This window comes from Streptomyces albipurpureus (genome assembly GCF_023701525.1).
In the GTDB taxonomy this organism is placed as follows: domain Bacteria; phylum Actinomycetota; class Actinomycetes; order Streptomycetales; family Streptomycetaceae; genus Streptomyces; species Streptomyces albipurpureus.
Map to the genome: position 1 here is coordinate 18,093 of NZ_JAMQAW010000104.1, position 21,756 is coordinate 39,848.

At 68.6% G+C, this 21,756-nt stretch carries 21 protein-coding genes and 1 tRNA gene; 9 read left to right on the forward strand and 13 right to left on the reverse strand.

All coding sequences use genetic code 11. The features are described from left to right. Positions 1-10: 10 nt before the first annotated feature. Positions 11-895, reverse strand: a complete 885-nt coding sequence (locus NBG84_RS39130) for an aminoglycoside phosphotransferase family protein (RefSeq protein ID WP_250924500.1) — start codon at positions 893-895, stop codon at positions 11-13. Between the two features lie 167 nt (positions 896-1,062). Here NBG84_RS39130 and NBG84_RS39135 point away from each other — a divergent pair, with 167 nt between their 5' ends. Continuing rightward, a complete protein-coding gene (locus NBG84_RS39135) occupies positions 1,063-2,460 on the forward strand; it encodes an NAD(P)/FAD-dependent oxidoreductase (protein ID WP_250924501.1) in 1,398 nt (465 codons plus the stop codon). A 297-nt stretch (positions 2,461-2,757) separates the two neighbouring features. On the opposite strand, the gene legP is transcribed toward NBG84_RS39135, so the two are convergent. Then, the gene (legP, locus tag NBG84_RS39140; RefSeq protein WP_250924502.1) at positions 2,758-4,620 is read right to left on the reverse strand and encodes a Dot/Icm T4SS effector Zinc-dependent metalloprotease LegP; all 1,863 of its coding nucleotides are present in this window, start codon (positions 4,618-4,620) and stop codon (positions 2,758-2,760) included. Positions 4,621-4,730: 110 nt separating this feature from the next. On the opposite strand from legP, the gene NBG84_RS39145 reads away from it, so the two are divergent. After that, on the forward strand, positions 4,731-5,072 hold the full coding sequence (locus tag NBG84_RS39145) for a YbaY family lipoprotein (RefSeq protein ID WP_250924503.1): 342 nt from the start codon (positions 4,731-4,733) through the stop codon (positions 5,070-5,072). Between the two features lie 175 nt (positions 5,073-5,247). Here NBG84_RS39145 and NBG84_RS39150 read toward each other — a convergent pair. Beyond that, a tRNA-Thr gene (locus NBG84_RS39150) sits at positions 5,248-5,321 on the reverse strand. A gap of 175 nt (positions 5,322-5,496) precedes the next feature. On the opposite strand from NBG84_RS39150, the gene NBG84_RS39155 reads away from it, so the two are divergent. The 3 genes from NBG84_RS39155 to NBG84_RS39165 all read left to right on the forward strand — a co-directional run bounded on the left by NBG84_RS39155 (position 5,497) and on the right by NBG84_RS39165 (position 8,024). Continuing rightward, on the forward strand, positions 5,497-6,633 hold the full coding sequence (locus tag NBG84_RS39155) for an ABC transporter ATP-binding protein (protein ID WP_250924504.1): 1,137 nt from the start codon (positions 5,497-5,499) through the stop codon (positions 6,631-6,633). Between the two features lie 198 nt (positions 6,634-6,831). Further along, positions 6,832-7,254 (forward strand): hypothetical protein, encoded by a 423-nt coding sequence (locus NBG84_RS39160; RefSeq protein WP_250924505.1) that lies wholly within the window; start codon positions 6,832-6,834, stop codon positions 7,252-7,254. A gap of 44 nt (positions 7,255-7,298) precedes the next feature. After that, a complete protein-coding gene (locus NBG84_RS39165; protein WP_250924506.1) occupies positions 7,299-8,024 on the forward strand; it encodes a nucleotidyltransferase family protein in 726 nt (241 codons plus the stop codon). A gap of 266 nt (positions 8,025-8,290) precedes the next feature. Here NBG84_RS39165 and NBG84_RS39170 read toward each other — a convergent pair whose 3' ends face one another. The 7 genes from NBG84_RS39170 to NBG84_RS39200 form a co-directional block, all read right to left on the reverse strand. Further along, positions 8,291-9,955 (reverse strand): DoxX family protein, encoded by a 1,665-nt coding sequence (locus NBG84_RS39170; RefSeq protein WP_250924507.1) that lies wholly within the window; start codon positions 9,953-9,955, stop codon positions 8,291-8,293. A gap of 121 nt (positions 9,956-10,076) precedes the next feature. Next, entirely contained in the window at positions 10,077-11,027 is a 951-nt protein-coding gene (gene rlmB, locus NBG84_RS39175) for a 23S rRNA (guanosine(2251)-2'-O)-methyltransferase RlmB (protein WP_250924508.1), read from the reverse strand. A gap of 92 nt (positions 11,028-11,119) precedes the next feature. Then, positions 11,120-12,520 (reverse strand): cysteine--tRNA ligase, encoded by a 1,401-nt coding sequence (gene cysS, locus NBG84_RS39180; RefSeq protein WP_250924509.1) that lies wholly within the window; start codon positions 12,518-12,520, stop codon positions 11,120-11,122. 102 nt (positions 12,521-12,622) lie between these two features. Next, the gene (locus NBG84_RS39185; protein WP_250924510.1) at positions 12,623-13,027 is read right to left on the reverse strand and encodes a PPOX class F420-dependent oxidoreductase; all 405 of its coding nucleotides are present in this window, start codon (positions 13,025-13,027) and stop codon (positions 12,623-12,625) included. 198 nt (positions 13,028-13,225) lie between these two features. Continuing rightward, positions 13,226-13,714, reverse strand: coding sequence for a 2-C-methyl-D-erythritol 2,4-cyclodiphosphate synthase (ispF, locus tag NBG84_RS39190; RefSeq protein WP_250924511.1), 489 nt, complete (start codon positions 13,712-13,714; stop codon positions 13,226-13,228). Beyond that, positions 13,701-14,459 carry a 2-C-methyl-D-erythritol 4-phosphate cytidylyltransferase gene (gene ispD / locus NBG84_RS39195; RefSeq protein ID WP_250924512.1) on the reverse strand — a complete coding sequence of 253 codons (759 nt, stop codon included), beginning with the start codon at positions 14,457-14,459 and terminating at the stop codon, positions 13,701-13,703. Before ispD ends, ispF begins: the two co-directional genes overlap by 14 nt. Before the next feature lie 313 nt (positions 14,460-14,772). After that, the gene (locus NBG84_RS39200; protein ID WP_003953493.1) at positions 14,773-15,255 is read right to left on the reverse strand and encodes a CarD family transcriptional regulator; all 483 of its coding nucleotides are present in this window, start codon (positions 15,253-15,255) and stop codon (positions 14,773-14,775) included. 704 nt (positions 15,256-15,959) lie between these two features. Between NBG84_RS39200 and NBG84_RS39205 the strand changes: the two genes are divergently transcribed. After that, complete coding sequence (locus NBG84_RS39205; RefSeq protein WP_308312161.1) at positions 15,960-16,781, forward strand: DUF461 domain-containing protein; 822 nt, start codon at positions 15,960-15,962, stop codon at positions 16,779-16,781. Positions 16,782-16,935: 154 nt separating this feature from the next. On the opposite strand, the gene phoP is transcribed toward NBG84_RS39205, so the two are convergent. Both phoP and phoR read right to left on the reverse strand, forming a co-directional pair. Beyond that, positions 16,936-17,607 (reverse strand): two-component system response regulator PhoP, encoded by a 672-nt coding sequence (phoP, locus tag NBG84_RS39210; RefSeq protein WP_486679385.1) that lies wholly within the window; start codon positions 17,605-17,607, stop codon positions 16,936-16,938. A 5-nt stretch (positions 17,608-17,612) separates the two neighbouring features. Beyond that, positions 17,613-18,956, reverse strand: a complete 1,344-nt coding sequence (gene phoR, locus NBG84_RS39215) for a two-component system sensor histidine kinase PhoR (RefSeq protein ID WP_250924514.1) — start codon at positions 18,954-18,956, stop codon at positions 17,613-17,615. 200 nt (positions 18,957-19,156) lie between these two features. On the opposite strand from phoR, the gene phoU reads away from it, so the two are divergent. From phoU to NBG84_RS39230, 3 genes are all read left to right on the forward strand, one after another. Then, positions 19,157-19,834, forward strand: coding sequence for a phosphate signaling complex protein PhoU (gene phoU, locus NBG84_RS39220; protein ID WP_250924515.1), 678 nt, complete (start codon positions 19,157-19,159; stop codon positions 19,832-19,834). A gap of 238 nt (positions 19,835-20,072) precedes the next feature. Next, on the forward strand, positions 20,073-20,219 hold the full coding sequence (locus NBG84_RS39225) for a hypothetical protein (RefSeq protein WP_250924516.1): 147 nt from the start codon (positions 20,073-20,075) through the stop codon (positions 20,217-20,219). 221 nt (positions 20,220-20,440) lie between these two features. Further along, positions 20,441-20,848, forward strand: coding sequence for a DUF4760 domain-containing protein (locus tag NBG84_RS39230; protein WP_250924517.1), 408 nt, complete (start codon positions 20,441-20,443; stop codon positions 20,846-20,848). Between the two features lie 119 nt (positions 20,849-20,967). On the opposite strand, the gene NBG84_RS39235 is transcribed toward NBG84_RS39230, so the two are convergent. Then, positions 20,968-21,729 (reverse strand): phosphoglyceromutase, encoded by a 762-nt coding sequence (locus tag NBG84_RS39235; RefSeq protein WP_250924518.1) that lies wholly within the window; start codon positions 21,727-21,729, stop codon positions 20,968-20,970. Between the last annotated feature and the right edge of the window lie 27 nt (positions 21,730-21,756).

Below are 21,756 nucleotides of genomic sequence, written 5' to 3' on the forward strand. Positions count from 1 at the left end.
TACCCGCTGATCAGCGGGCCAGTAGCGTCCGAGCGATGGACAACTCCCGCTCCTCCAACCCTGACCCGCCGTCCGCCAGGTGCCACAGGCTGTTCTGGAGTACCCGTCCCAGCGTCCATGCTCTGGCCCGCTCGCGATCGAGGCCCAGCGTCTCGGTCAGCAGATCGAACCGCCACCGCGTCTCGGCCGGGTCGAAGAGATTGGTGAGCGCCGGCATCAGCTCGAAACCGGGGTCCCCGGCCAGCGGCTTGGGGTCGATGGCGAGCCAGGGCTCCCGGTCGGCCGCGAGGATGTTGTCGTAGTGCAGGTCCCAGTGCAGCAGTCGGTCCCCGCTCCCATCGGCCACCTCCCTGACGGCGGCGGCACAGTCGAGCAGCAGCCGGCGCTCACTGCCATCGCGCAGGCGCTGCGCGGCGTCCGGGGCGTCGGCGAGCAGCCCGGCGGTGATCTGCCCCAGGCCGCGCATTCCCGGCGGCGCGGGCCGGGCGGCCAGTCGGGCCAGCAACTCCGCCAGGACGCGGACCGCTTCGCGGGTGTCCGGGAGCGATGACAGAGGGCGGGCGGAGACCAGCCGCTCCAGCAGCAGGGTGTTGGTGTCGGGATCATGCTCCAGGAGATGAACGGCGCCGTCCCCGTCCCAGGCCCGCAGTGCCGCGGGTTCCCCGGCGTTCTCCTCGTCGAGGGACTGGAGCTTGAGCACGGCGGGTGTGCCGTCGGCGCGCTGGACCGGGAGGGCGAGTGCGGTCTGACCGTGCATGGCGTCCCCGGTGCGCCGTAGATCCCAACGTTCCAGGAACTGCGCCGCCCGCTCGGGCAGTACCGCGACAAAGGCGCGGCCCGCCTCCCCGCCATGCTCCTGGTGGAGTTCGGCCAGTGCTTCCGGTACCTCGATCATGACTGCGATCGTATGGACACAGTGCCGACTCGCTCGCCTCATTTTCCGGCATCCGCACCGGCGCGCAGGGGGGCGGTTTTACGTACAGTCGTCCGCTATGGCGGGCGCGGCACGGCCCGGGGCCACCGGATCGGCATACGCAGCGAGCCCAGAGCGGCAGGAACACCATGACCACGAGCACCGTGAACGGCGGCATTTCGTTCTGGTACGCGCAGGACGGCCTCCCCGCACCCCGTGAGCCCCTTCCCGGTGACTCCTCGGCCGACGTGTGCGTCATCGGCGGTGGCTACACCGGTCTGTGGACGGCCTACTACCTCAAGAAGGCGGCCCCAGATCTGAGGATCACTGTCCTTGAGGGCAGGTTCTGCGGCTATGGCGCGTCGGGCCGCAACGGCGGCTGGCTCTTCAACGGCATCGCGGGACGCGACCGCTACGCCCGGCTGCACGGCCGGGACTCCGCGGTCCGGCTCCAGCAGGCCATGAACGACACCGTCGACGAGGTGATCCGGGTCGCCGCCGAGGAAGGCATCGACGCTGACATCCATCGTGGTGGAGTCCTTGAGGTCGCCTACACCCCGGCGCAGGCCGCCCGCCTCAAGGCGTTCCACTCGGCGGAAGTCGCCTTCGGCGAGAAGGAGCGGGTACTGCTCGGGGCCCAGGAGACCGCGGAGCGCATCCGGGTGAGCGGTGCGGTCACCTCCTCGTGGACTCCCTACGGCGCCCGGGTGCATCCCGTGAAGCTGGTCAAGGGGTTGGCCGCGGCGGTGGAAGCGCTGGGGGTCACCATCCATGAGTCCACTCCGGTGACGCAGATCCGCCCCCAGCACGCCGTCACCCCTTACGGCACGGTCCGCGCGCCCTATGTACTGCGCTGCACCGAGGGGTTCACCGCCGCCATCAAGGGCCAGCGCCGGGCCTGGCTCCCGATGAACTCCTCCATGATCGCCACCGAACCGCTGTCCCCGGAGTTGTGGGACACCATCGGTTGGGAGGGCCGCGAGGCGCTGGGCGATATGGCGCACGCCTATGTCTACGCCCAACGCACCGCCGATGACCGGATCGCGCTCGGCGGCCGGGGAGTGCCCTACCGCTACGGCTCCCGCACCGACAACGACGGCCGCACCCAGCCGGTGACCATCGAGGCGCTGCGCGAGATGCTGGTGCGGCTCTTCCCGACGACCGCCGGAGTACGGATTGACCATGCCTGGTCGGGGGTGTTGGGCGTACCGCGCGACTGGTGCGCCACGGTCACCCTGGATCGCTCCACCGGGCTTGGCTGGGCGGGCGGCTATGTCGGCTCCGGCGTCGCCACCACCAACCTCGCCGGCCGTACGCTGCGCGATCTGATCCAACAGGATTCCGGTCAGTCGGGAGCGACCGACCTCAGCACGCTGCCTTGGGTGGGGCACAAGGTACGCAAGTGGGAGCCGGAGCCGCTGCGCTGGCTCGGGGTGCAGGCGATGTACGCGGCCTACCGAGGCGCCGATCGGCGGGAGTCAGCGGCCCGTAGCGCACGGACGGACCGGGTGGCGCGAGTCGCGGACCGCGTCTCGGGCCGCCACTGAGCAGCCCGAGACGGGTTTCCCGCGGGGGGAGTCAGGGGGCTCCCCCCGGGGGTTTGCGATGCGCGGGGTGGCTCAGCCCGCTCGGTGAGCCCGGCGACGGTGCTCCTTCAGCGGGCAGGACTCCTTCGGATGTCGACCCGACCCCGGGTTCCTTCGATCCGGGGCCCGTCAGGGGCGGTTGCCCCAACCCGGGCCCCTCCGACCGGGCTCCTTCGGTCCGCGGTCCTTCAGGCACGGCCCACCCCCTCGCCATCGCCCGGGTACCGCTCAGGTCCGCCCAGGTCCGCCCAGGTCCGCTCAGTCGGTGAAGCGGGTCAGGATCCCGCCGAGCGACTCCCAACCCTGGAGGCTCGGCCCCCACGCTCGGCCGTCCCACCACTTGTGGTGCAGCCCCGAGTCCGTGCCCCGGACGAAGAGATCGAGTCTGCCCGGCTCCCAGGAGACCGCTTCGGGTGAGCTGGTGCAGATCCCGCCGAGCGACTCCCAACCCTGGAGGCTCGGCCCCCACGCTCGGCCGTCCCACCACTTGTGGTGCAGCGCCGAATCCGTACCGATGACAAACACATCGAGCCGATCGCGGCCCCAGGAGACAGCCGTGGGGGTGCCCGTACAGACGCCGCCCAGGGACTCCCAGCCCTGGAGGCTCGGGCCCCAGGCACGGCCGTCCCACCATTTGTGGTGCAGCGCGGAATCCGTGCCGATGACAAAGAGATCGAGCCGGTCGGGCCCCCAGGAGACCGCGGCGGGCGCTCCCATACAGGTGCCGCCGAGCGATTCCCAACCGGAGATGGATGGCCCCCAGGCCCTTCCGTCCCACCACTTGTGATAGAGCTCCGAATCGGTCCCGATCACAAAGAGATCAAGTCGGTTCGCGCCCCAGGAAACCGCTACCGGATCGCTGGTGGAAATTCCACCGAGGGATTCCCAACCCTGTACCGAAGGCCCCCACCGGTTTCCGTCCCACCACTTGTGGTGGATCGCGGAATCCGTGCCTCGTACAAAGAGATCGAGCCGGTCGGGTGCCCAGGAGATTGCTTCCGGTGGGCTGGTGCAGATTCCCCCCAGGGATTCCCAACCCTGCGCACTCGGGCCCCAGGCATTCCCGTCCCACCATTTGTGGTGCAGGGCCGAATCCGTGCCGATGACAAACACATCGAGCCGGTCATGGCCCCAGGACAGCGCGGTGGGGCGGCTGGTGGCGATTCCGCCCAGCGACTCCCAGCCCTGCACGCTCGGGCCCCAGGCGCTGCCGTCCCACCACTTGTGGAAGAGCGCGGAGTCGGTGCCGATACCGAAGACGTCCAGCCGGGCGGATTCCCAGGAGACGGCGGGCCCGGAGGCGGGTGAGGGACCGTACATGGCCCGGATCGCCGCGATGTCATCGGTGCTCAGCCCGGTCCGCTGGCCGATCACGGCACCCGCCGCGGTGGGCACGATCGTGTCCTGCCCATTGCTGGAGAAAGCGGTGCGCGGGTAGTGCATGATCGACCCGTAGTCATACGGGCCCACATCATCGCCATCGGTGATGTGCTGGTTGAAGTTGTGCTCGAAGCCGGGGCTGATGTTGGCCCAGACGATCGAGACGAATCGGTCGCGGTCCTCCCGGCTCTGCTCATGCCAGAGCCCGACCGCGTGACCGATCTCATGGATGGTGTTCCCGGTCGTACAGCCGGCGCCGAGGGTGATGTTCTGCTGTCCGCGCTGCCGTCCGACGAACGAGGAGCAACCGCCCCCCGGTACGAACCGTACGAAGTCGGGGTACTGGGCGGCGTTCGCCGCCGTCCGCTGGACGAAGCGGATCGGGGTACGGCCCTGCCAGTGCGCGATGGCATCGGTGACCCGCTGCTGATTGGGCAGGTTCGCATCGATCTCAAAGGGCACCAGCGCGGCCGGCCAGCGAAACTGCTTCCCGGAGATGATGACCGCGGACTCGGGGAGATCGGCGTCCCCCCGCGCCATGAGTTCCTCGTTCCGTCGATCAACATCCTCGACGGAACCGAGAATGATGTCTCCCTCGAAGACGGCCTGCCCGTCGATCTCGACATACTGCACGGACTTGGCCTGGAAACTGACTCCGTCGATCAGCGCGGTTCTGACCTCTGCCGAGGAATGGAATTCACCGTGACTCTCTCCAGCCCCACTGGTCTCTGCATTGGACATGAGTTCCCCCTGCGGTTCGACTTCCTGTCCTCGCATTCCGCAAAGAGTTTTACGGAACGTACTGTGGAATATCAGGATGAGCAGGGGCCGACAAGGGGGTACGCAAGCGTATGCCGACCGTAGAAATCACGGTGAAACTCGCGCCGGGTATAACCGCCCCCGGCGCGGAAGTCACCCTGCGCGCCCAGGTGGAGGAAGTGAGCGCGGTGGACGCCCCGGCTCGGGTGGTGGCCCGCGAGGTCCTGCACGGCGTACGACTGGAGCGGCCTCAACGCCTTCTGCTGGAGGCACCACCGCCGGACCCGCGGGCCCGCTACACGGTCCGGGTGCACGCGGACAGCGACGGCTCGGGGCTGGTGGCAACCGATGACCTGGTCACCACCCGCGCCTATCCGGTGCTCACCGACGGGCATCCGAACCGCGTCGTGGTGGAGCTGAGCGCGGCGAGCTGACCAGAGCGGTGAGCGCGGCGAAGGCACCGGGACGGGTCATCGGCTGGTGCCGTACAAGGGGCGGAGCGGGCCAACAGGACGGGATAGCCGGGAGGGGAGCCTTGGGCGTGAAGCCGCTCCGGGCAGAAATATGTCCCGGACCACAGTGATCCGGGACACATCTGCGAACCTCTAGAGCCCCCTGTCGGATTCGAACCGACGACCTACGCATTACAAGTGCGTTGCTCTGGCCAGCTGAGCTAAGGAGGCAGCCGTAGCAGTGTAACCAACAGCGGGCCGGTCCTGGTCGAAAAACTGGTTGCCTACGGCAGCTGACAGATCAGAAAAGGCCAGGTAGCGTCACCCCACGTCCACACAGGTGGACTAAACCACTCCTTTACTCGGATCGTCCGGCACGTTCCTGCCGGTGAAGGGAAACATCAGCATGGCCAGCGTTACTTTCGACAAGGCAACCCGCATCTACCCCGGCGGCGACAAGCCTGCGGTCGACCAGCTCCAGATCGAGATCGAAGACGGCGAGTTCCTCGTCCTCGTCGGCCCCTCCGGTTGTGGCAAGTCCACTTCTCTCCGGATGCTCGCGGGACTTGAGGACGTCAACGGCGGAGCAATCCGCATCGGCGACCGTGACGTCACACATCTGCCGCCCAAGGACCGGGACATCGCCATGGTGTTCCAGAACTACGCGCTCTACCCGCACATGAGCGTCGCCGACAACATGGGCTTCGCGCTCAAGATCGCCGGCGTCAACAAGGCCGAGATCCGCAAGAAGGTCGAAGAGGCCGCCAAGATCCTCGACCTCACCCCGTACCTGGACCGCAAGCCGAAGGCGCTCTCCGGTGGTCAGCGCCAGCGGGTCGCGATGGGCCGCGCGATCGTCCGTGAGCCGCAGGTCTTCCTCATGGACGAGCCGCTGTCCAACCTCGACGCCAAGCTCCGTGTGTCCACCCGTACCCAGATCGCCTCGCTCCAGCGGCGGCTGGGCATCACCACCGTGTACGTGACCCACGACCAGGTCGAGGCGCTCACCATGGGCGACCGGGTCGCGGTGCTCAAGGACGGTCTGCTCCAGCAGGTCGACTCCCCGCGCAACATGTACGACCGCCCGGCCAACCTCTTCGTCGCCGGCTTCATCGGCTCCCCCGCCATGAACCTGGTCGAGGTCCCGATCACCGACGGCGGAGTGAAGTTCGGCAACAGCGTGGTGCCGGTCTCCCGTGAGGCCCTCAGCGCCGCCGAAGCCCGCGGTGACAGCACCGTCACCGTCGGTGTCCGCCCCGAGCACTTCGACGTCGTCGAGCACAACGGCGCCGCCGCCCGGTCGCTGTCCAAGGACACCCAGGACGCCCCGGCCGGCCTGGCCATCTCCGTCAACGTCGTGGAAGAACTCGGCGCCGACGGTTTTGTGTACGGCTCCTCCGAGGTCGGCGGCAAGTACCAGGACCTGGTCGTCCGCGTCGGCGGTCGCTCCGTGCCCGACAAGGGCGCCGAGCTGCACGTCGTACCGCGCCCGGACGAGCTGCACGTCTTCGCGACCTCGACCGGTGAGCGCCTCACCGACTGAGTCCGCCTGACGAGCTCAACGCACAGTGACGGCCCCGCAGTTCCGGCGGGGCCGTTTCGCGTATCCGACCAAAAGCCCCACCGCTCCGGGCATTTCGGCACTCGACGTCAACACGGGATTCGAAAGGGCTCGTCGAACCGTCCCCCGCCCGAGTGACTAAATGTCGCCAAATCATCACTGACCGCTACGCTCGCTCGCGTGACCCACTCAGCCCGCCGAATCGGCCGCACTCTCGCTCTCGTTCTGCCCGTCGTCCTGGTGCTCTCCGGAACCCTCGCAGTTACCAGCGTTCCGTGGGCAGGCCAGCCGAGCCAGTCGCAGATGCTCACCGCCTCCTCGCAGAACGTCTCCGTGCCCGCCAAGCCCCGCGCGCCCCATGACGTCCTGCGCGACCGGCTCCTGACCGAACTCCAGGAGAAGGACCCCGGCACCGCCCTCACCCACCTCCAGCGCGAGGTGGAAGCCCGTCCGTCGCTCGCCAAGCACTGCATGTCGATCGCCCGCGACCTCGGCCGCGCCGCCGTGGAGCGCCTTGGCCCCACCCGCGCCCAGTCCTTCTCCAAGCCCGTCTGCGACACGTCCTTCGCCACCGGGGTCGCCGCACAGACCCAGGGCAGCTGAGCGCCTCTGGGGAGCCACGGCCCGCGCGGCATATCGTCCAGGGCATGAGTACGCCCACGTATCCGACGCAGGCCGTAATCCTGGCGGGTGGCCAGGGCTCACGGCTACGCCCGTACACCGACGACCGCCCCAAGCCGATGGTCGAGATCCCCGGAACCGGGACCCCGATCATCGGCCATCAGCTTTCCTGGCTCGCCGCGGAAGGCGTCACCGACGCCGTCATCTCCTGTGGCCATCTCGCCGAGGTGCTCCAGAAGTGGCTCGCGAGCACCGAGTTGCCGCTGCGCGTCACCACCGTCGTCGAACCCGAACCCCTCGGCCGCGGCGGCGGCCTCAAGTACGCCGCCGCCCGCCTACCCCGGCCCGATCTGCCCTGGTACGCCACCAACGGCGACATCTGGACCCGTTTCCCGCTGCGGGACATGGCCGCCTTCCACGGTGAGCGTGACGCCGCCGCCACACTCGCGCTAGCCCGGCCCCGTATCCCCTGGGGAGCGGTCGAGACGGACGCGTTCGGCCACATCACGGACTTCATCGAAGCCCCGCCGTCGCCCTATCTGATCAACGCGGGCGTCTATGTGTTCTCCGCGGCCTTCGCCGAACTGCTGCCGGACCGCGGCGACCATGAGCGCACCACCTTCCCCAAGCTGGCCCGCGAGCGCCTGCTGGCGGGCTTCCCACTGCCCCAGGGGGCCTACTGGCGGGCGATCGACACCGCCAAGGACCTGACCGAGGCCGCGAAGGAACTGGCCGCTCAGCAGGCCACGTAGGGCGTTTGCCCATCGGTCGATCCCACCGGCAGATCAGCCCGGTCAGCCCGCAGGGCGGTCAGGGCGGTCACGGCGGTCACATGCGAGCCGCCGCAGCGCCGAAGGGCCACCGTCGAGCCTCTCCCTCCGCTCTCCCGGAGCCGCTGAACGCTTTCAGCGAGGACGTTCCGTCCGCGGGCCCCACCGAGGGTGGACACAGCAGGAAGGAGGCGGCCACCGGAATCCCTCCGGTGGCCGCCTCCTCGCGGTGCGCGTCAGCGCGTTCCTCAGCCGAGCAGCCCGCCGATCACCCGTTCGTTGCCCCCGCTACCGGAACCGCCCGTGCCCGAGCCGCCGCCGCTGCCGGCCCCCGGGTCCGCGGAGCCACTGTCGGCCGCACCGCTGCCGCCGCTGCCACCGCCCGAAGAGGACGGGCCCGAGCTCGTCGTTGGGGCCTGCTGGACGGGCTCTGAGCGGCTCGGCGCCTGTCGGGTGTCGCCCCCGTTGCCCTGGGGCTCGCTGGACCGCTGCTGCGCCGTACGGCCGGGCTCACGCGCCTCCTCACCGGACGGGGTGGCCTGCTCCTTCTTCGGAGCCTCCACCCGGCTCACCGACGGCTCGGGCTTGGCGTCCTTCTCACCGACCGGGCCCGATGAGCTGCGCTCACCCGTGGGCTCGTCCTGCGGCAGCGAGGAGCCGGGCAGATGGTTGGTGGGGTCCTGGTTGGGACCGGGCACCGTGACCATGTCCGTGGAGCGAACGGCCCCGCCCAGCAGCGAACCGACGAGCAGGGTGAGCCCGACGACCACCGTGGCGACGACCGCACCCCGCCGCAGCACCCGCTGCCGCAGCTGCCAGAGCTCGGAGCGCGGTCCGAGCTTGCGCCATGCCTCGCTCGCCAGTCTGCCGTCCACGGAGTAGACGGGTGCGCCGGCGATGATCAGCGGGGACCAGGCGGCGAGATAGATGATGTCGGGGGCGTCATAGGCGGGGACGGTCCGCCAGCTGACCGTCAGGATCAGCGCGGCCGACAGCAGCGCCCCCACGACGGCGGCGACCCGCTGCCACAGGCCGAGCACCGTCAGGACACCGACGACCACCTGGAGGAAGGCGACGGTCAGACCGCTGCCCACGGGGTGGGAGAGCGCGAAGTCGCGCAGCGGCTCGGCCAGTCCCCACGGGTGCAGCGAGGTGAGCCACTTCACCATGGAGCCGCGCTCGCCGCCGTCGAAGTAGACGGGATCGCTGAGCTTGCCCATGCCGGCGTAGATGGAGATGAAGCCGAGGAAGACCCGCATCGGCAGCAGCACCACGCCGAGGTTCATCCGCCGGCCGGGGTAGTAGCCGTGCCGGACCGCGTCCTGACCGGCCCGGTGCGGCCGGGTGTCCCCGACGGCATCGTCCGACTCGTCCGACTCGTCCAACTCGTCCTCGTAGGGACCCTGTTCATACGAGGAGTACGAGTCATAGCCGTCGTAGGCGCCGACCGCCTGCCGCATCGGGGGCAGCAGGGGGCTCTCCGAGCGGCTGTGCGGCACGGCGAGCGGGTGGGGCGCGGTCGGATCGTCCACCGAGCCGCCCAGGTCGACTCGCGGGATCACCTGGGTCGACCCGCCGTCATAGCGGTCGTGGCCCTCGTGTCCGGTGTGCTGGTATCCGGTGGTGGCCGTGTTGCGCACGGCCTGGAGCAGCCCGGTCGCCCCGACGTCCCCCGGTGCGGACCTGCCGCTCCAGACGACGGGAGCCCGCCGCCGCCCCGCCTGGGCCGCGCCCAGATGGGGGACACGCGAGGTGTCCGCCATGGCGCGTGCGGGGCGCGGGCTCTGGGCGAGCCGCACCCGGAAGCTGGCGTGGTTCACGATGACCTGCGCGGGGTCGCAGTCAACCTTGACCATGCTCAACGCAGGCTGATCATCGAACCCGGGCCGGGGCGTTCTGGTGTCCACACTCATCTAACCGAGTGACAAGGTGTTTGGACACTGCCACGGAGGACCCGATCTGTCCGAGGCCCGTCAAGGCTGGTGAGCGCCCTGTGAACGGCGTGGCGGGCCGGCGTCAACCCGCCACGCGGGGTCAGGCGCGCCGCTTGGCAGCCTCGTAGAGGACCACGCCCGCCGCGACGCCCGCGTTCAGCGATTCGGCTCCGCCCGGCATGGGAATGCGCACGAGGAAGTCACAGGTCTCGCCGACCAGCCGGGACAGGCCCTTGCCCTCGCTGCCGACCACGATCACCACCGGACCGCCGAGGGCCGCGAGCTCGCCGACCTCGTGCTCACCGTCCGCGGCCAGTCCGACCACGGTGATGCCCGCCTTCTGGTACCCCTCAAGGGCGCGGGTCAGGTTGGTCGCGCGGGCCACCGGCGTACGGGCCGCGGTGCCCGCCGAGGACTTCCAGGCGCCCGCGGTCATACCCGCGGCGCGGCGCTCGGGCACCACCACTCCGTGGCCGCCGAAGGCGGCGACCGAGCGTACGACGGCGCCCAGGTTGCGCGGGTCGGTCACCCCGTCGAGCGCGACGATCAGCGGGTCCTCGCCCTCGTCGTGCGCGGCTACCGCCAGGTCCTCCGGGTGGGCGTACTCATACGGCGGGACCTGGAGCACCATTCCCTGGTGGTTGAGGCCACCCGTCATCCGGTCCAGCTCGGGCCGGGGGGCCTCCATCAGATGGATGTTGCCGCGCTTGGCCGCCAGCTGAAGGGCCTCCCGGACCCGCTCGTCGTTGTCGATGAACTGCTGGACGTAGAGCGTGTTGGCCGGCACCCCATCGCGCAGCGCCTCGAAGACGGGGTTGCGGCCGACGACCATCTCGGAGCTGCCCTTGCCGCCGCGTCGGGCGACGGGACGGCGGGCGGTCTGCTTGGCCTTGGCGTTGGCGACGCGGTTCTTGACGTGTCCCTTGCGGGCTGAGGCGGGGGGGGTCGGTCCCTTGCCCTCAAGCGAGCGGCGCCGATTGCCACCGCTGCCGACCTGCGCGCCCTTCTTGTTGGACGTGCGGCGGTTCCTGCGCTGGCTGTTCCCGGCCATGGCTACTACCTGTTTCCTGAAAGCTCGAAGGCGTACGTACGTATGAGGGAAAGTGTGCCGCCCTCAGAGCCGGGCGGCACATCGCGGATGGGTCAGCGCGGTCCGAGGGTCCAGCGCGGTCCGTCCAGGCCGTCCTCGATGACCAGGCCGGACTGCTGGAGCTGGTCGCGGATGGCGTCGGCGGTGGCCCAGTCCTTGCGGCTGCGGGCGGATTCGCGTTGCTGGAGGACCAGCCGGACGAGGGTGTCGACCGCGCCATGGAGGTCTTCGCCGCTCTCCGTCTCGCCCGCCCAGTGGGGATCGAGCGGGTCGAGGCCCAGGACACCGAGCATGGCACGGACCTCGGCCAGCCGGGCGACGGCGCTTTCCTTGTCATCCGCCGCGAGCGCCGAATTGCCCTGCCGGACGGTGGTGTGGATGACGGCGAGGGCCTGCGGGACGCCGAGGTCGTCGTCCATGGCCTCGGCGAAGGCGAGCGGCACCTCGGTGGCGGGCTCGACGCTGCCCCCCGCCTTCTCGGCGACGCGCTGCATGAAGCCGACGATCCGCGAGAAGGCGGATTCGGCCTCGCGCAGGGCTTCCTCGCTGTACTCGATCATCGAGCGGTAGTGCGGGGTGCCCAGGTAGTAGCGCAGGACGATGGGCTTCCAGTGCTTGACCATCTCGGAGACGAGGACCGAGTTCCCGAGGGACTTGGACATCTTCTCACCGCTCATGGTGACCCAGGCGTTGTGCACCCAGTACTGGGCGAAGTCATCGCCGAAGGCCTTGGCCTGCGCGATCTCATTCTCATGGTGCGGGAAGACCAGGTCGATTCCGCCGCCATGGATGTCAAAGCTGGAGCCGAGGTACTTGTGCACCATGGCCGAGCACTCCAGATGCCAGCCGGGGCGGCCACGGCCCCAGGGCGTCTCCCAGCTGGGCTCGCCGGGCTTGACGCTTTTCCACATGGCGAAGTCGCGCGGGTCGCGCTTACCGGTCTCGCCTTCGCCGGAAGGCTGACGCAGTTCGTCGATGTCCTGGTTGGAGAGCTGGAGATAGCCGGGGAAGGACCGGACGTCGAAATAGACATTGCCGTCGGCTTCATAGGCGTGTCCGCGCTCGATGAGTCCGCGCATCATTTCGACCATTTCGGTGATGTGGCCGGTGGCGCGGGGCTCATAAGTGGGCGGAAGGCAGCCGAGTGCGGCGTAGCCGTCGTTGAAGGCGCGCTCGTTCTCGTAGCCGATCGACCACCAGGGGCGGTTCTGTTCCGCCGACTTCTGAATGATCTTGTCGTCGATGTCGGTGACATTGCGGATGAACGTCACGTCATAGCCGCGGTACTCGAACCAGCGGCGCATGATGTCGAAGTTGAGTCCCGAGCGGATATGGCCGATGTGCGGTGCGGCCTGCACGGTCGCGCCACAGAGGTAGATCGAGACACAGCCCTGCGTGAGCGGGACGAAGTCACGGATCTGCCGGGCGCTGGTGTCGTACAGGCGAATGGTCACGCAACAAGGGTAGTGGGCGCATGGCAGTGCCCCGCGACCCAGTGTGGGACGCGGGGCCAAACTTTGCGATTGTGGCCTTTGGGGCCCTTGACTTTGTCGGGTTCAGATACGTCCGACAACCTTGCGCGGAGTGATCCGGACAACCACCCGTTCGTCGTCCTGGCCCGCGGCGGGATTGAACTCCGCGTACTTCTTGCCCACGTACTTCACGGCCAGTTCGTCGATGAGTTCCTGCCCGCCCTCCTTGGTGAGGGTCGCGGTGCCACGGATCTCGGCGTAGGTGTACGGGGCGTCGAAGGGCTGCACCAGGACCGTCACCCGGGGATCACGGCGCAGATTCTGCTCCTTGCGACGACCGACGGTCGTCGAGATCAGAACGTCGTCGCCGTCCCGCTTCACCCAGACCGGCGACACCTGAGGACTGCCGTCGGGCTGAATGGTCGCGATGTTCACAAAAACGGGGGAGTCGAGAAGCGTCTTCAGTTCGTCCGAGAGTTCGGCGGTCATATACGCGGCCTTTCGGGTTGGGTGAACGCCAAGGAGTGCGGGTTCGATGAAACATGATCGAACCCGGTCGTGTCTGCTCGTGTCCCGCAAAGCCCGGTCCGGCTGAGAACTCGTCGCCGCGGTTCGGGGGTGGGGTCCCCCTACGCCTACCCGCCGCGAACAGCGCCTCACACCCGCCGGATGTTTCAGACTGACGAACTACTCACCCGTTCGGAACACCAGGGCGGTGGCGATGGCGGCGATGCCCTCGGCCCGCCCCGTCAGCCCCAGTCCGTCCGTTGTCGTACCGGAGACGGACACCGCTGCGCCGATCGCGGCACCCAACGCCTTCTGGGCCTCGGCACGGCGCTTTCCGATCTTCGGGCGCACTCCGATCACCTGAATGGCCACATTGCCGATCTCCAGGCCCTCGGCGCGCACCAGCCGGGCCGCCTCGGCGAGCAGGGTGGCGCCGGAGGCACCGGACCACTCGGGGCGGTCGGTGCCGAAGTGGGCGCCGAGGTCGCCGATGCCCGCGGCGGAGAAGAGTGCGTCGCAGGCGGCATGGGCGGCCACATCGGCGTCGGAGTGGCCGGCGAGGCCCGTCTCGCCCTCCCAGAACAGCCCGGCACACCACAGCTCACGGCCCGCCTCGAAGGCGTGCACATCGGTGCCGATGCCCACCAGCGGAATGCTAGAAGCCGTCATTGGCCCTCCTGCGGGCGAGCACTGCCTCGGCGAGTACGAGATCGAGCGGTCGGGTCACCTTGAAGGCTTCTTCGTGGCCGGGCACCACCACCACGGGAGCACCCAGTCGCTCCACCATGCCGGCGCAGTCGGTGGCGCCGTCGCCGCCGGCGGCCGCCATGGTGCGGTGGGCGTTGACGAGGGTGTCGCGGTCGAAGCCCTGAGGGGTCTGGACGGCCCGTAGCCGGGCGCGCTCCGGAGTGGCGACCACGGGCTCGGGGTCGGTGGGGTGCCCTGGCGGTGCCGGCTCGACCTCCTTGACGGTGTCCGTGAGCGGCAGTGCCGGTACGACGGCCGGAGCCCCGTCCCGTACGGCCTCGATGACGGCGTCCACGGTGTCGACGGGGACCAGCGGACGGGCGGCGTCGTGGACGAGGACGATCTCGATGTCGTCGGGGATGGCTTCGAGCCCGAGCCGTACCGACTCCTGTCGGGTTTCACCGCCGGGGACGACGGCGATATCGGTGCGGTCGGGCAGCGCGAGATCCGTCAGGAGGGTTTTCACTCCCGGCGCGTCATCGGGCGGGGCGACGACCACCACCAGGGTGACCGCCCGGGAGGCCGCCATGGCTCGTACGGCGTGGATGAGCATCGGCGTGCCGTTCAGCGTGCGGAGCGCCTTGGGGGCGCCGGGGCCGAGCCTCACCCCTCGTCCGGCGGCTGGAATCACCGCTGCGGTGCGGGGCGGATGCGATACGTCTGACATCGGTTGCACTCCGGCAGGTTTGTTTCCTCGGCCGACATGGGTATGGCCTCAAGCGTGCCGGGCGCGACGCCTTGACGGACCCTTCCGTGACTACTGGTCTGCGCCAGCCGCCCGGGCCCGGCACACCATAGGGATTCGGTGCTGTGATTCCTAGGGGGCGGTAGTGGGTAGCGGCACGGCGCGGGCCAGCACGGGTAGTACCAGCACCACACCTGGGCGGACCACGAAACATGCCGCAGCGCCCGGCGACAAGGCCATGATCAATGGTGATCATGACATGTCATCGGGCACCGCGGCATTGGTGCGTCACGCGTCAGGACGCGAGGACCTCGTCGAGCAGAGCCTCGGCCTTGTCTTCGTTGGTGTTCTCCGCGAGAGCAAGCTCGCTCACCAGGATCTGGCGAGCCTTGGCGAGCATGCGCTTCTCACCTGCGGAGAGTCCGCGCTCACGCTCACGACGCCACAGGTCACGAACCACTTCAGCGACCTTGATGACATCACCGGAGGCAAGCTTCTCCAGATTTGCCTTATAGCGACGGGACCAGTTAGTCGGCTCTTCGGCGTATGGTGCGCGAAGCACCTCGAAGACCCGGTCGAGCCCGTCCTGACCGACCACATCGCGTACGCCGACGAACTCCGCATTGTCCGCTGGCACGCGAACTGTCAGGTCGCCCTGAGCGACCTTGAGCACCAAGTAGGTCTTGTCCACGCCTTTGATCTGGCGAGTTTCGATGGCCTCGATCAGCGCGGCCCCGTGATGGGGATAGACCACGGTGTCGCCAACCTTGAACGTCATGTGACAGGTACCCCTTCCGTGGCTATCCAGGGTAACACGGATACGGCTTCTTCTGAATGGCGTTTTCGCAGGTCAGGGCATATCTCGGGGCTTGACAACAGCAACAGGAACGTGCTGCGAACGGCTTCCGGAAGGCGGTATTCGCAGGTCGGAGCCGCTGCACGGGCAAAGCGAAACGCGCACGTTACGCCCCGTACCGACCCCTTAGACGGGGCCTAACGTCCCGATATGCCGGGTTCTTCATGGTGAACTTCCCGTACTCCGTTCGGCCGTCGTTCACCCGTTCGGCCTGATGGGCGGGTGAATCCCGAATTGATCAACACAGGCGTGCGGAGGTGTGACTAAGTCCTGGGGGAGGTTTTCACGCCGAAGGTATTCGGAAGGAATGCGGAGCGGCTCCGGCAATTGATCACCGGTGATTTGTGAGCGTCATCGGAAACAGTGCCGCCGACTTCCGGTCGGGTAGTCGGAAGACGCCTTCGGAGTTGCGTTCGGGGCCGGTGCGGCGCGAAGGGGCGGGTCGGGTGCAGGGCCGGAGAGGCGGCTCTGTAATCTGGCGACGAACTGATGTCGTCTCGGCCGGTATCGCGAACTGTCGCGGTCCCGGCCGGTATTGCGCCGGTTCAGCCGGCCCGCCCACCGTCAGTCGGCAGGCGTTGGCCCGACCCGTCCGCAGTCCGTACGTCCAAGGAGATGCCGCCGCCGTGAGCCTCCATCACACTCCGTCGGGAGGCCGCAACCGCGGCCTTCGACGCGGTGCCCTCGCCGTGACCGCTGCCGCGCTGTCGATCGCCGCGCTCACCGCTTGCGGTGCGGGCAACAACGCCCAGTCCCTCGGCGTCAAGCCGGACACGGCAGCGGTGACGGTCGACACGATCAGTGTCCAGAACGCGAACGTCATCACCCAGCCGAAGGCCGACTCCGAGGGGCCCGCAGCCGTCTCCGCCACGGTCTTCAACAACGGCCGGGCCGCCCAGACGATCGACTCGATCACCCTGCCCGGCGCCGGCACGGTGAAGCTGAAGCCGGCGAAGGGATCGGGTCCGATCAGCGTTCCGGCCCAGGGCTCGATCGTCATCGGCGGCAAGGGCAACGCCTCCGCGGTCGTCGACAACGGGCGCGATCTGACGAAGAACATCGGCGGGGTGCAGGAGACGGTCTTCCGCTTCAGCGCCACCGGCGACGTGAAGCTCAAGGCCTTTGTGATGGCCTCGACGGGCGACTTCAAGGACTTCGGTCCGACCGCACCGCCGAAGCCGGCCCCCACGAAGCCCGCTGAGTCCCCGAAGCCGTCGGAGTCCGCCGGTGAGCCGGGGAGCTCTCCGTCCGGGAACGCCGAGAACGCCGGGAACGCCGAGAACCCGGCGAACCCCGCGAACTCCGGCCAGCCGGGCACGGAGGGCCAGCCCGGCACCGAGGGCGACCAGGCCGACCAGGCGCAGGGCGAGCAGCAGAACGAGCAGGGCCGGAACGAAGAGGGCGACGGCGAGGCGGAGGGCGACTCCGCCGACTCCGCTCTGCGCTAGCCCCTCCGGGGCGTCTTGGCCGCTCCCGGCCGGCACCTCGGTGCCTCCGGTGGCTCAGCGAAGCACCCACAGCGACGGGAAATGCCCCACCGGGCGATTCGGTGGGGCATTTCCCGTTACCCGGGCCCAAGGGGTCCTATGGGACCCCAGGCTGCTAGGGCTCGAACTTGTAGCCCAGGCCACGGACCGTCACCAGATAGCGCGGCGCCCCCGGGTCCGGCTCGATCTTGGCGCGCAGCCGCTTCACATGGACGTCCAGGGTCTTGGTGTCGCCCACGTAGTCGGCGCCCCAGACCCGGTCGATCAGCTGCATCCGGGTGAGCACCCGCCCGGCGTTGCGCAGCAGCATCTCCAGTAGGTCGAACTCCTTCAGGGGGAGGTCGACCTTGCCGCCGGAGACGGTGACGACATGGCGGTCCACGTCCATCCGGACCGGACCGGCCTCCAGGGCGGCCGGGGTGGCCTCCTCCGGCTCTCCGCGGCGGCGCAGCACCGCGCGGATGCGGGCGACCAGTTCCCGCGAGGAGAAGGGCTTGGTGACATAGTCATCCGCTCCTATCTCCAGCCCGACAACCTTGTCGATCTCGCTGTCCTTGGCGGTCACCATGATGACGGGCACATTGGATCGACCGCGCAACTGGCGGCAGACCTCGGTGCCCGGCAGCCCGGGCAGCATCAGGTCGAGGAGGACGAGGTCGGCGCCATTGCGCTCGAACTCGTCGAGCCCCTCGGGGCCGGTGGTCGCCACGGCGACCTCAAAGCCCTCCTTGCGGAGCATGTAGGACAGGGCGTCGCTGAAGGATTCCTCATCCTCGACGACGAGCACTCGGGTCACGGAAGGACCTCCGGGGCAGGGGTTTCGGTGTTCGGATCGGTGTCGTAGGGCCGGTTGTCGTCCTCGGCAGGGCGATCCGTGCCGTTGGCGGGTCGACCGTCGGGCGGGTTGTCGCCGTCGGGCCCATCCGTACGGGTGGCTGGGACCTGGCTGGTGGCCGGGTCCTGGCCGATGGTCGAGCGGTCCCTGGCGGTGCCGGCTTCGGGTAGCCGCAGGGTGAAGGTGGAGCCCTGTCCTTCGGTACTCCAGACGGTGACCTCCCCGCCGTGCGAGGCGGCCACATGCTTAACGATCGCCAACCCGAGTCCGGTGCCCCCGGTGGCGCGGGAGCGAGCGGGATCGACGCGGTAGAACCGTTCGAAGATCCGCTCACGGTCCTTCTCGGGGATGCCGATGCCCTGATCGGTGATGGCGATCTCGATCAGGTCGACGCCCAGATCGGAGACCCGGCGTGCGGAGATCCCGACGCGGGTGCGGGCGGGCGAGTAGTTGACGGCGTTCTCGACGAGATTGCCGAGGGCGGCTGCGAGCTGGCCGCGATTGCCCCAGATGCGGAGTTCCTCTGCTCCCGCGGCGGCCATGGTGATCTGTTTGGTGGACGCGGGGTGCCGGGAGCGGTCGATGGCCTCGGCGACCAGTTCTTCCACCCGTACCGGCTCGGCGTCGTCCAGTGGATCGTCATTCTGCACCCGGGAGAGGTCGATCAGCTCCTGTACGAGATTGGTGAGCCTGGTCGCCTCGATCTGCATCCGTCCGGCGAACCGGGTGACCGCCTCCGGGTCTTCCGATGCGTCCATCACGGCTTCGGAGAGCAGCGAGAGGGCGCCCACCGGGGTCTTGAGTTCATGGCTGACGTTGGCGACGAAGTCGCGCCGTACCGCGTCTATCCTGCGGGCTTCGGTGAGGTCCTCGACCAGCAGCAGCACCAGCCGCGACCCGAGGGGCGCGACTCGGGCCGAGACCGCGAGGGCCTCGCCTCGGCCGGTGCCCCGCCGGGGTAGATCCAGCTCCACCTGGCGTATCTCTCCGTCACGACGGGTGTCACGGGCCATGTTCAGCATCGCGTCAACAGTGAGTTTTCCGCCACGGACCAGCCCTAGGGCATATGCGGCGGAACTGGCCTTGACCACGGAGTCGCCCTCGTCGAGGACGACCGCGGATGAGCGCAGCACGGAGAGGACCGTGTCCACGCCAGGTGGCAGTACGGCATCCGTGTGCAACGAGCTACGGGTGGGTGTGCGCTGCTCCCGCTCGCTCCAGCGGAACGCCAGCATCGCGATCACGCCGGTCAGCAGACCGGCTATCGCTGCTGCTGCGGCAACCGCCGCGTTCACGTCCATGCATCCAGGTTATGCGTGGTCACGGACATGGTCACAGCCAATCGGGTGGCACCGGGAACACTCGTCGCCCAGAGTTCACCAAGGGGACGGAACCGGTTCATTTGGCTGGGAGGCTCTGGACCGGTTATCACCGCACCGTGGGAGCGTGGGGGTCTGAGTTCCCCACCCGGACCTCTGTTCACAGCCAGAAAGGGAACCCGATGCGGGACGCGTACCACGAGGAACTGGATTCCATCGGCGAAGGTCTTGTCGAGATGGCCCGGCTGGTGGGGTCGGCGATTGGACGCGCCACCACGGCCATGCTGGACGCCGATCTGAAACTGGCCGAAACCGTGATCGCCGCCGATCAGCGCGTCGATGACCTTCAGCACGATCTGGAGGCGCGCGCCATCGCCCTGCTGGCGCGGCAGCAGCCGGTGGCCACGGACCTACGGATCGTGGTGACCTCGCTGCGGATGAGCGCCGATCTGGAGCGCTCGGGCGATCTGGCCCAGCATGTGGCCAAGCTGGCTAGGCTGCGCTTCCCGGATTCGGCTGTGCCCCTGGACCTCCAGGCGACGATCCTGGAGATGGGGCAGCTGGCGCAGCGGCTGATGGCCAAGGCGGGCGAGGTCATCATCACCAAGGACGTCGATCTGGCCCTCCAGCTGGAGACGGACGACGATGAGATGGATCTGCTGCACCGGACGCTCTTCCAGCACCTGATGGACGACCGGTGGAAGCACGGTATCGAGACCGCGGTGGATGTGACGCTGCTGGGCCGCTACTACGAGCGGTTCGCGGACCATGCGGTGTCGGTGGCCAAGCGGGTCGTCTATCTGGTCACGGGCGAGCACGCGGACGAGATCCAGCCCGTGACCCCGGTGGACGCCACCTAGGGCTTCTCGTTTGGATCTTGCCGGGCTCGATCCAGACGACAGACCCTGGGGCAGCTGGGGAGTTCACATCGCACGGGGTTTCGACGGCGGGGCCGTACGCCGGATCGCATGATGGCCGCCGGGCGGACGGTCGTGCCTCCGCGCGCTGTTGATGCGCCCGCTTCGGCGGGCATGAAAGGGCGAGAGGCGGCAATTCTCGTACGTCTTGTACGGCTCGTACGCCCATCAGGAGGGACCCATGGCCGATTCCCCCATGCCAGACCCCCAGCAGGACACCACCACCGAAGCGAGGCGACTGCCCCTGCTCGGCGCCTGCGGCTGCGGCGCGGGCTGCGGCTGCGGCTGCCAGTCCGGCGGCTCATGCCAGTGCGGCGGCAGCTGCTGAAATTGCGCACGGGCCCTGTACGGCGATGTCGTACAGGGCCTGGCGTCGGCGGAGAGTGCGGGCCGTGGCGATGGCAGAGACCGTGCGGGGACCAGGGGATGGCGCCTAGCCTCCGCCATGAGCCTGTCGCTGAATCTGCTTGCCGTCCTCATAGCCCTGGCGGCGTTGGCAACCTCGGTAGCCGTCGCACATCGTCAGCTGCGTCTCGCCTGAACTCCCATGTGCTGCCCATAGTCATCGAGCTGTTTCGAGAGACTCGCGAACCAGAGTTCTCAGAAGCGATCGCGTACATCGGAACTCGACTGGCGATCGAACACTCGCCTGAGCACGGGTATCGAAGGCTGCCCCCGGAGGTTCTGCGCCGGGTCAGCCTGTTCTACGACGACGTGGGCAAGCTCGTCGCCCATGGCGTGGTGGACGAGCGGCTGGTGATCGGCTCGTACGGCCTGAACATCGTGACCATGTGGGATGCCCTGGCTCCCTACATCTGCCGGGAGCGGGCGCTCACCACCCACGCCATGAGCTACTTCGAAGACCTCGCCGCGAGAGCGAAGGCGCGGCCCATGTCCGCGGTTCATGCCTCGATCCGCCTCGCGCGATGCCCGCCGCTGCCCGCAGCCGGCCCCTAGCCGGCCCCGCGACCGAGGCAAGCCCCCTATCTGCGGAGCAACCGCGGATAGGTGCCCCAGGCCGTGAAAATGCCCCCGTCTCGCGCTGTAAGCGCAGGTCGGGGGCATGATCACAAAGGCTACTTCTTCTTGCCCTGGTTCTTGACCGCCTCGATCGCCGCCGCGGCCGCGGCCGGGTCGAGGTAGGTGCCGCCCCGCTTGAGCGGCTTGAAGTCGGCGTCGAGCTCATACGCCAGCGGGATGCCGGTCGGGATGTTCAGACCGGCGATGTCCTCATCCGAGACGCCGTCGAGGTGCTTGACCAGCCCGCGCAGCGAGTTGCCATGGGCGGCGACCAGGACGGTACGTCCGGCCAGCAGGTCCGGGACGATGCCGTCGTACCAGTACGGGAGCATCCGGTCGACGACGTCCTTGAGGCACTCGGTGCGCGGGCGCAGCTCCGGCGGAATGGTGGCGTAGCGCGGGTCGTCGCTCTGCGAGAACTCGGTGCCGTCCTCCAGCGCCGGGGGCGGGGTGTCGTAGGAGCGGCGCCAGAGCATGAACTGCTCCTCGCCGAACTCGGCGAGGGTCTGCGCCTTGTCCTTGCCCTGGAGCGCGCCGTAGTGCCGCTCGTTGAGCCGCCAGGAGCGGTGGACGGGGATCCAGTGCCGGTCCGCGGAGTCCAGTGCGAGCTGGGCGGTGCGGATGGCGCGCCGCTGGAGCGAGGTGTGCAGTACATCGGGGAGCAGGCCGGCGTCCTTGAGCAGCTCTCCGCCGCGGACCGCCTCCTTCTCGCCCTTCTCGGTGAGATTGACGTCCACCCAGCCGGTGAACAGGTTCTTGGCGTTCCACTCGCTCTCGCCGTGACGGAGGAGGATCAGCTTGTACGGTGCGTCGGCCATGTGTCCGAGCCTAGTGGACGCCCTTCG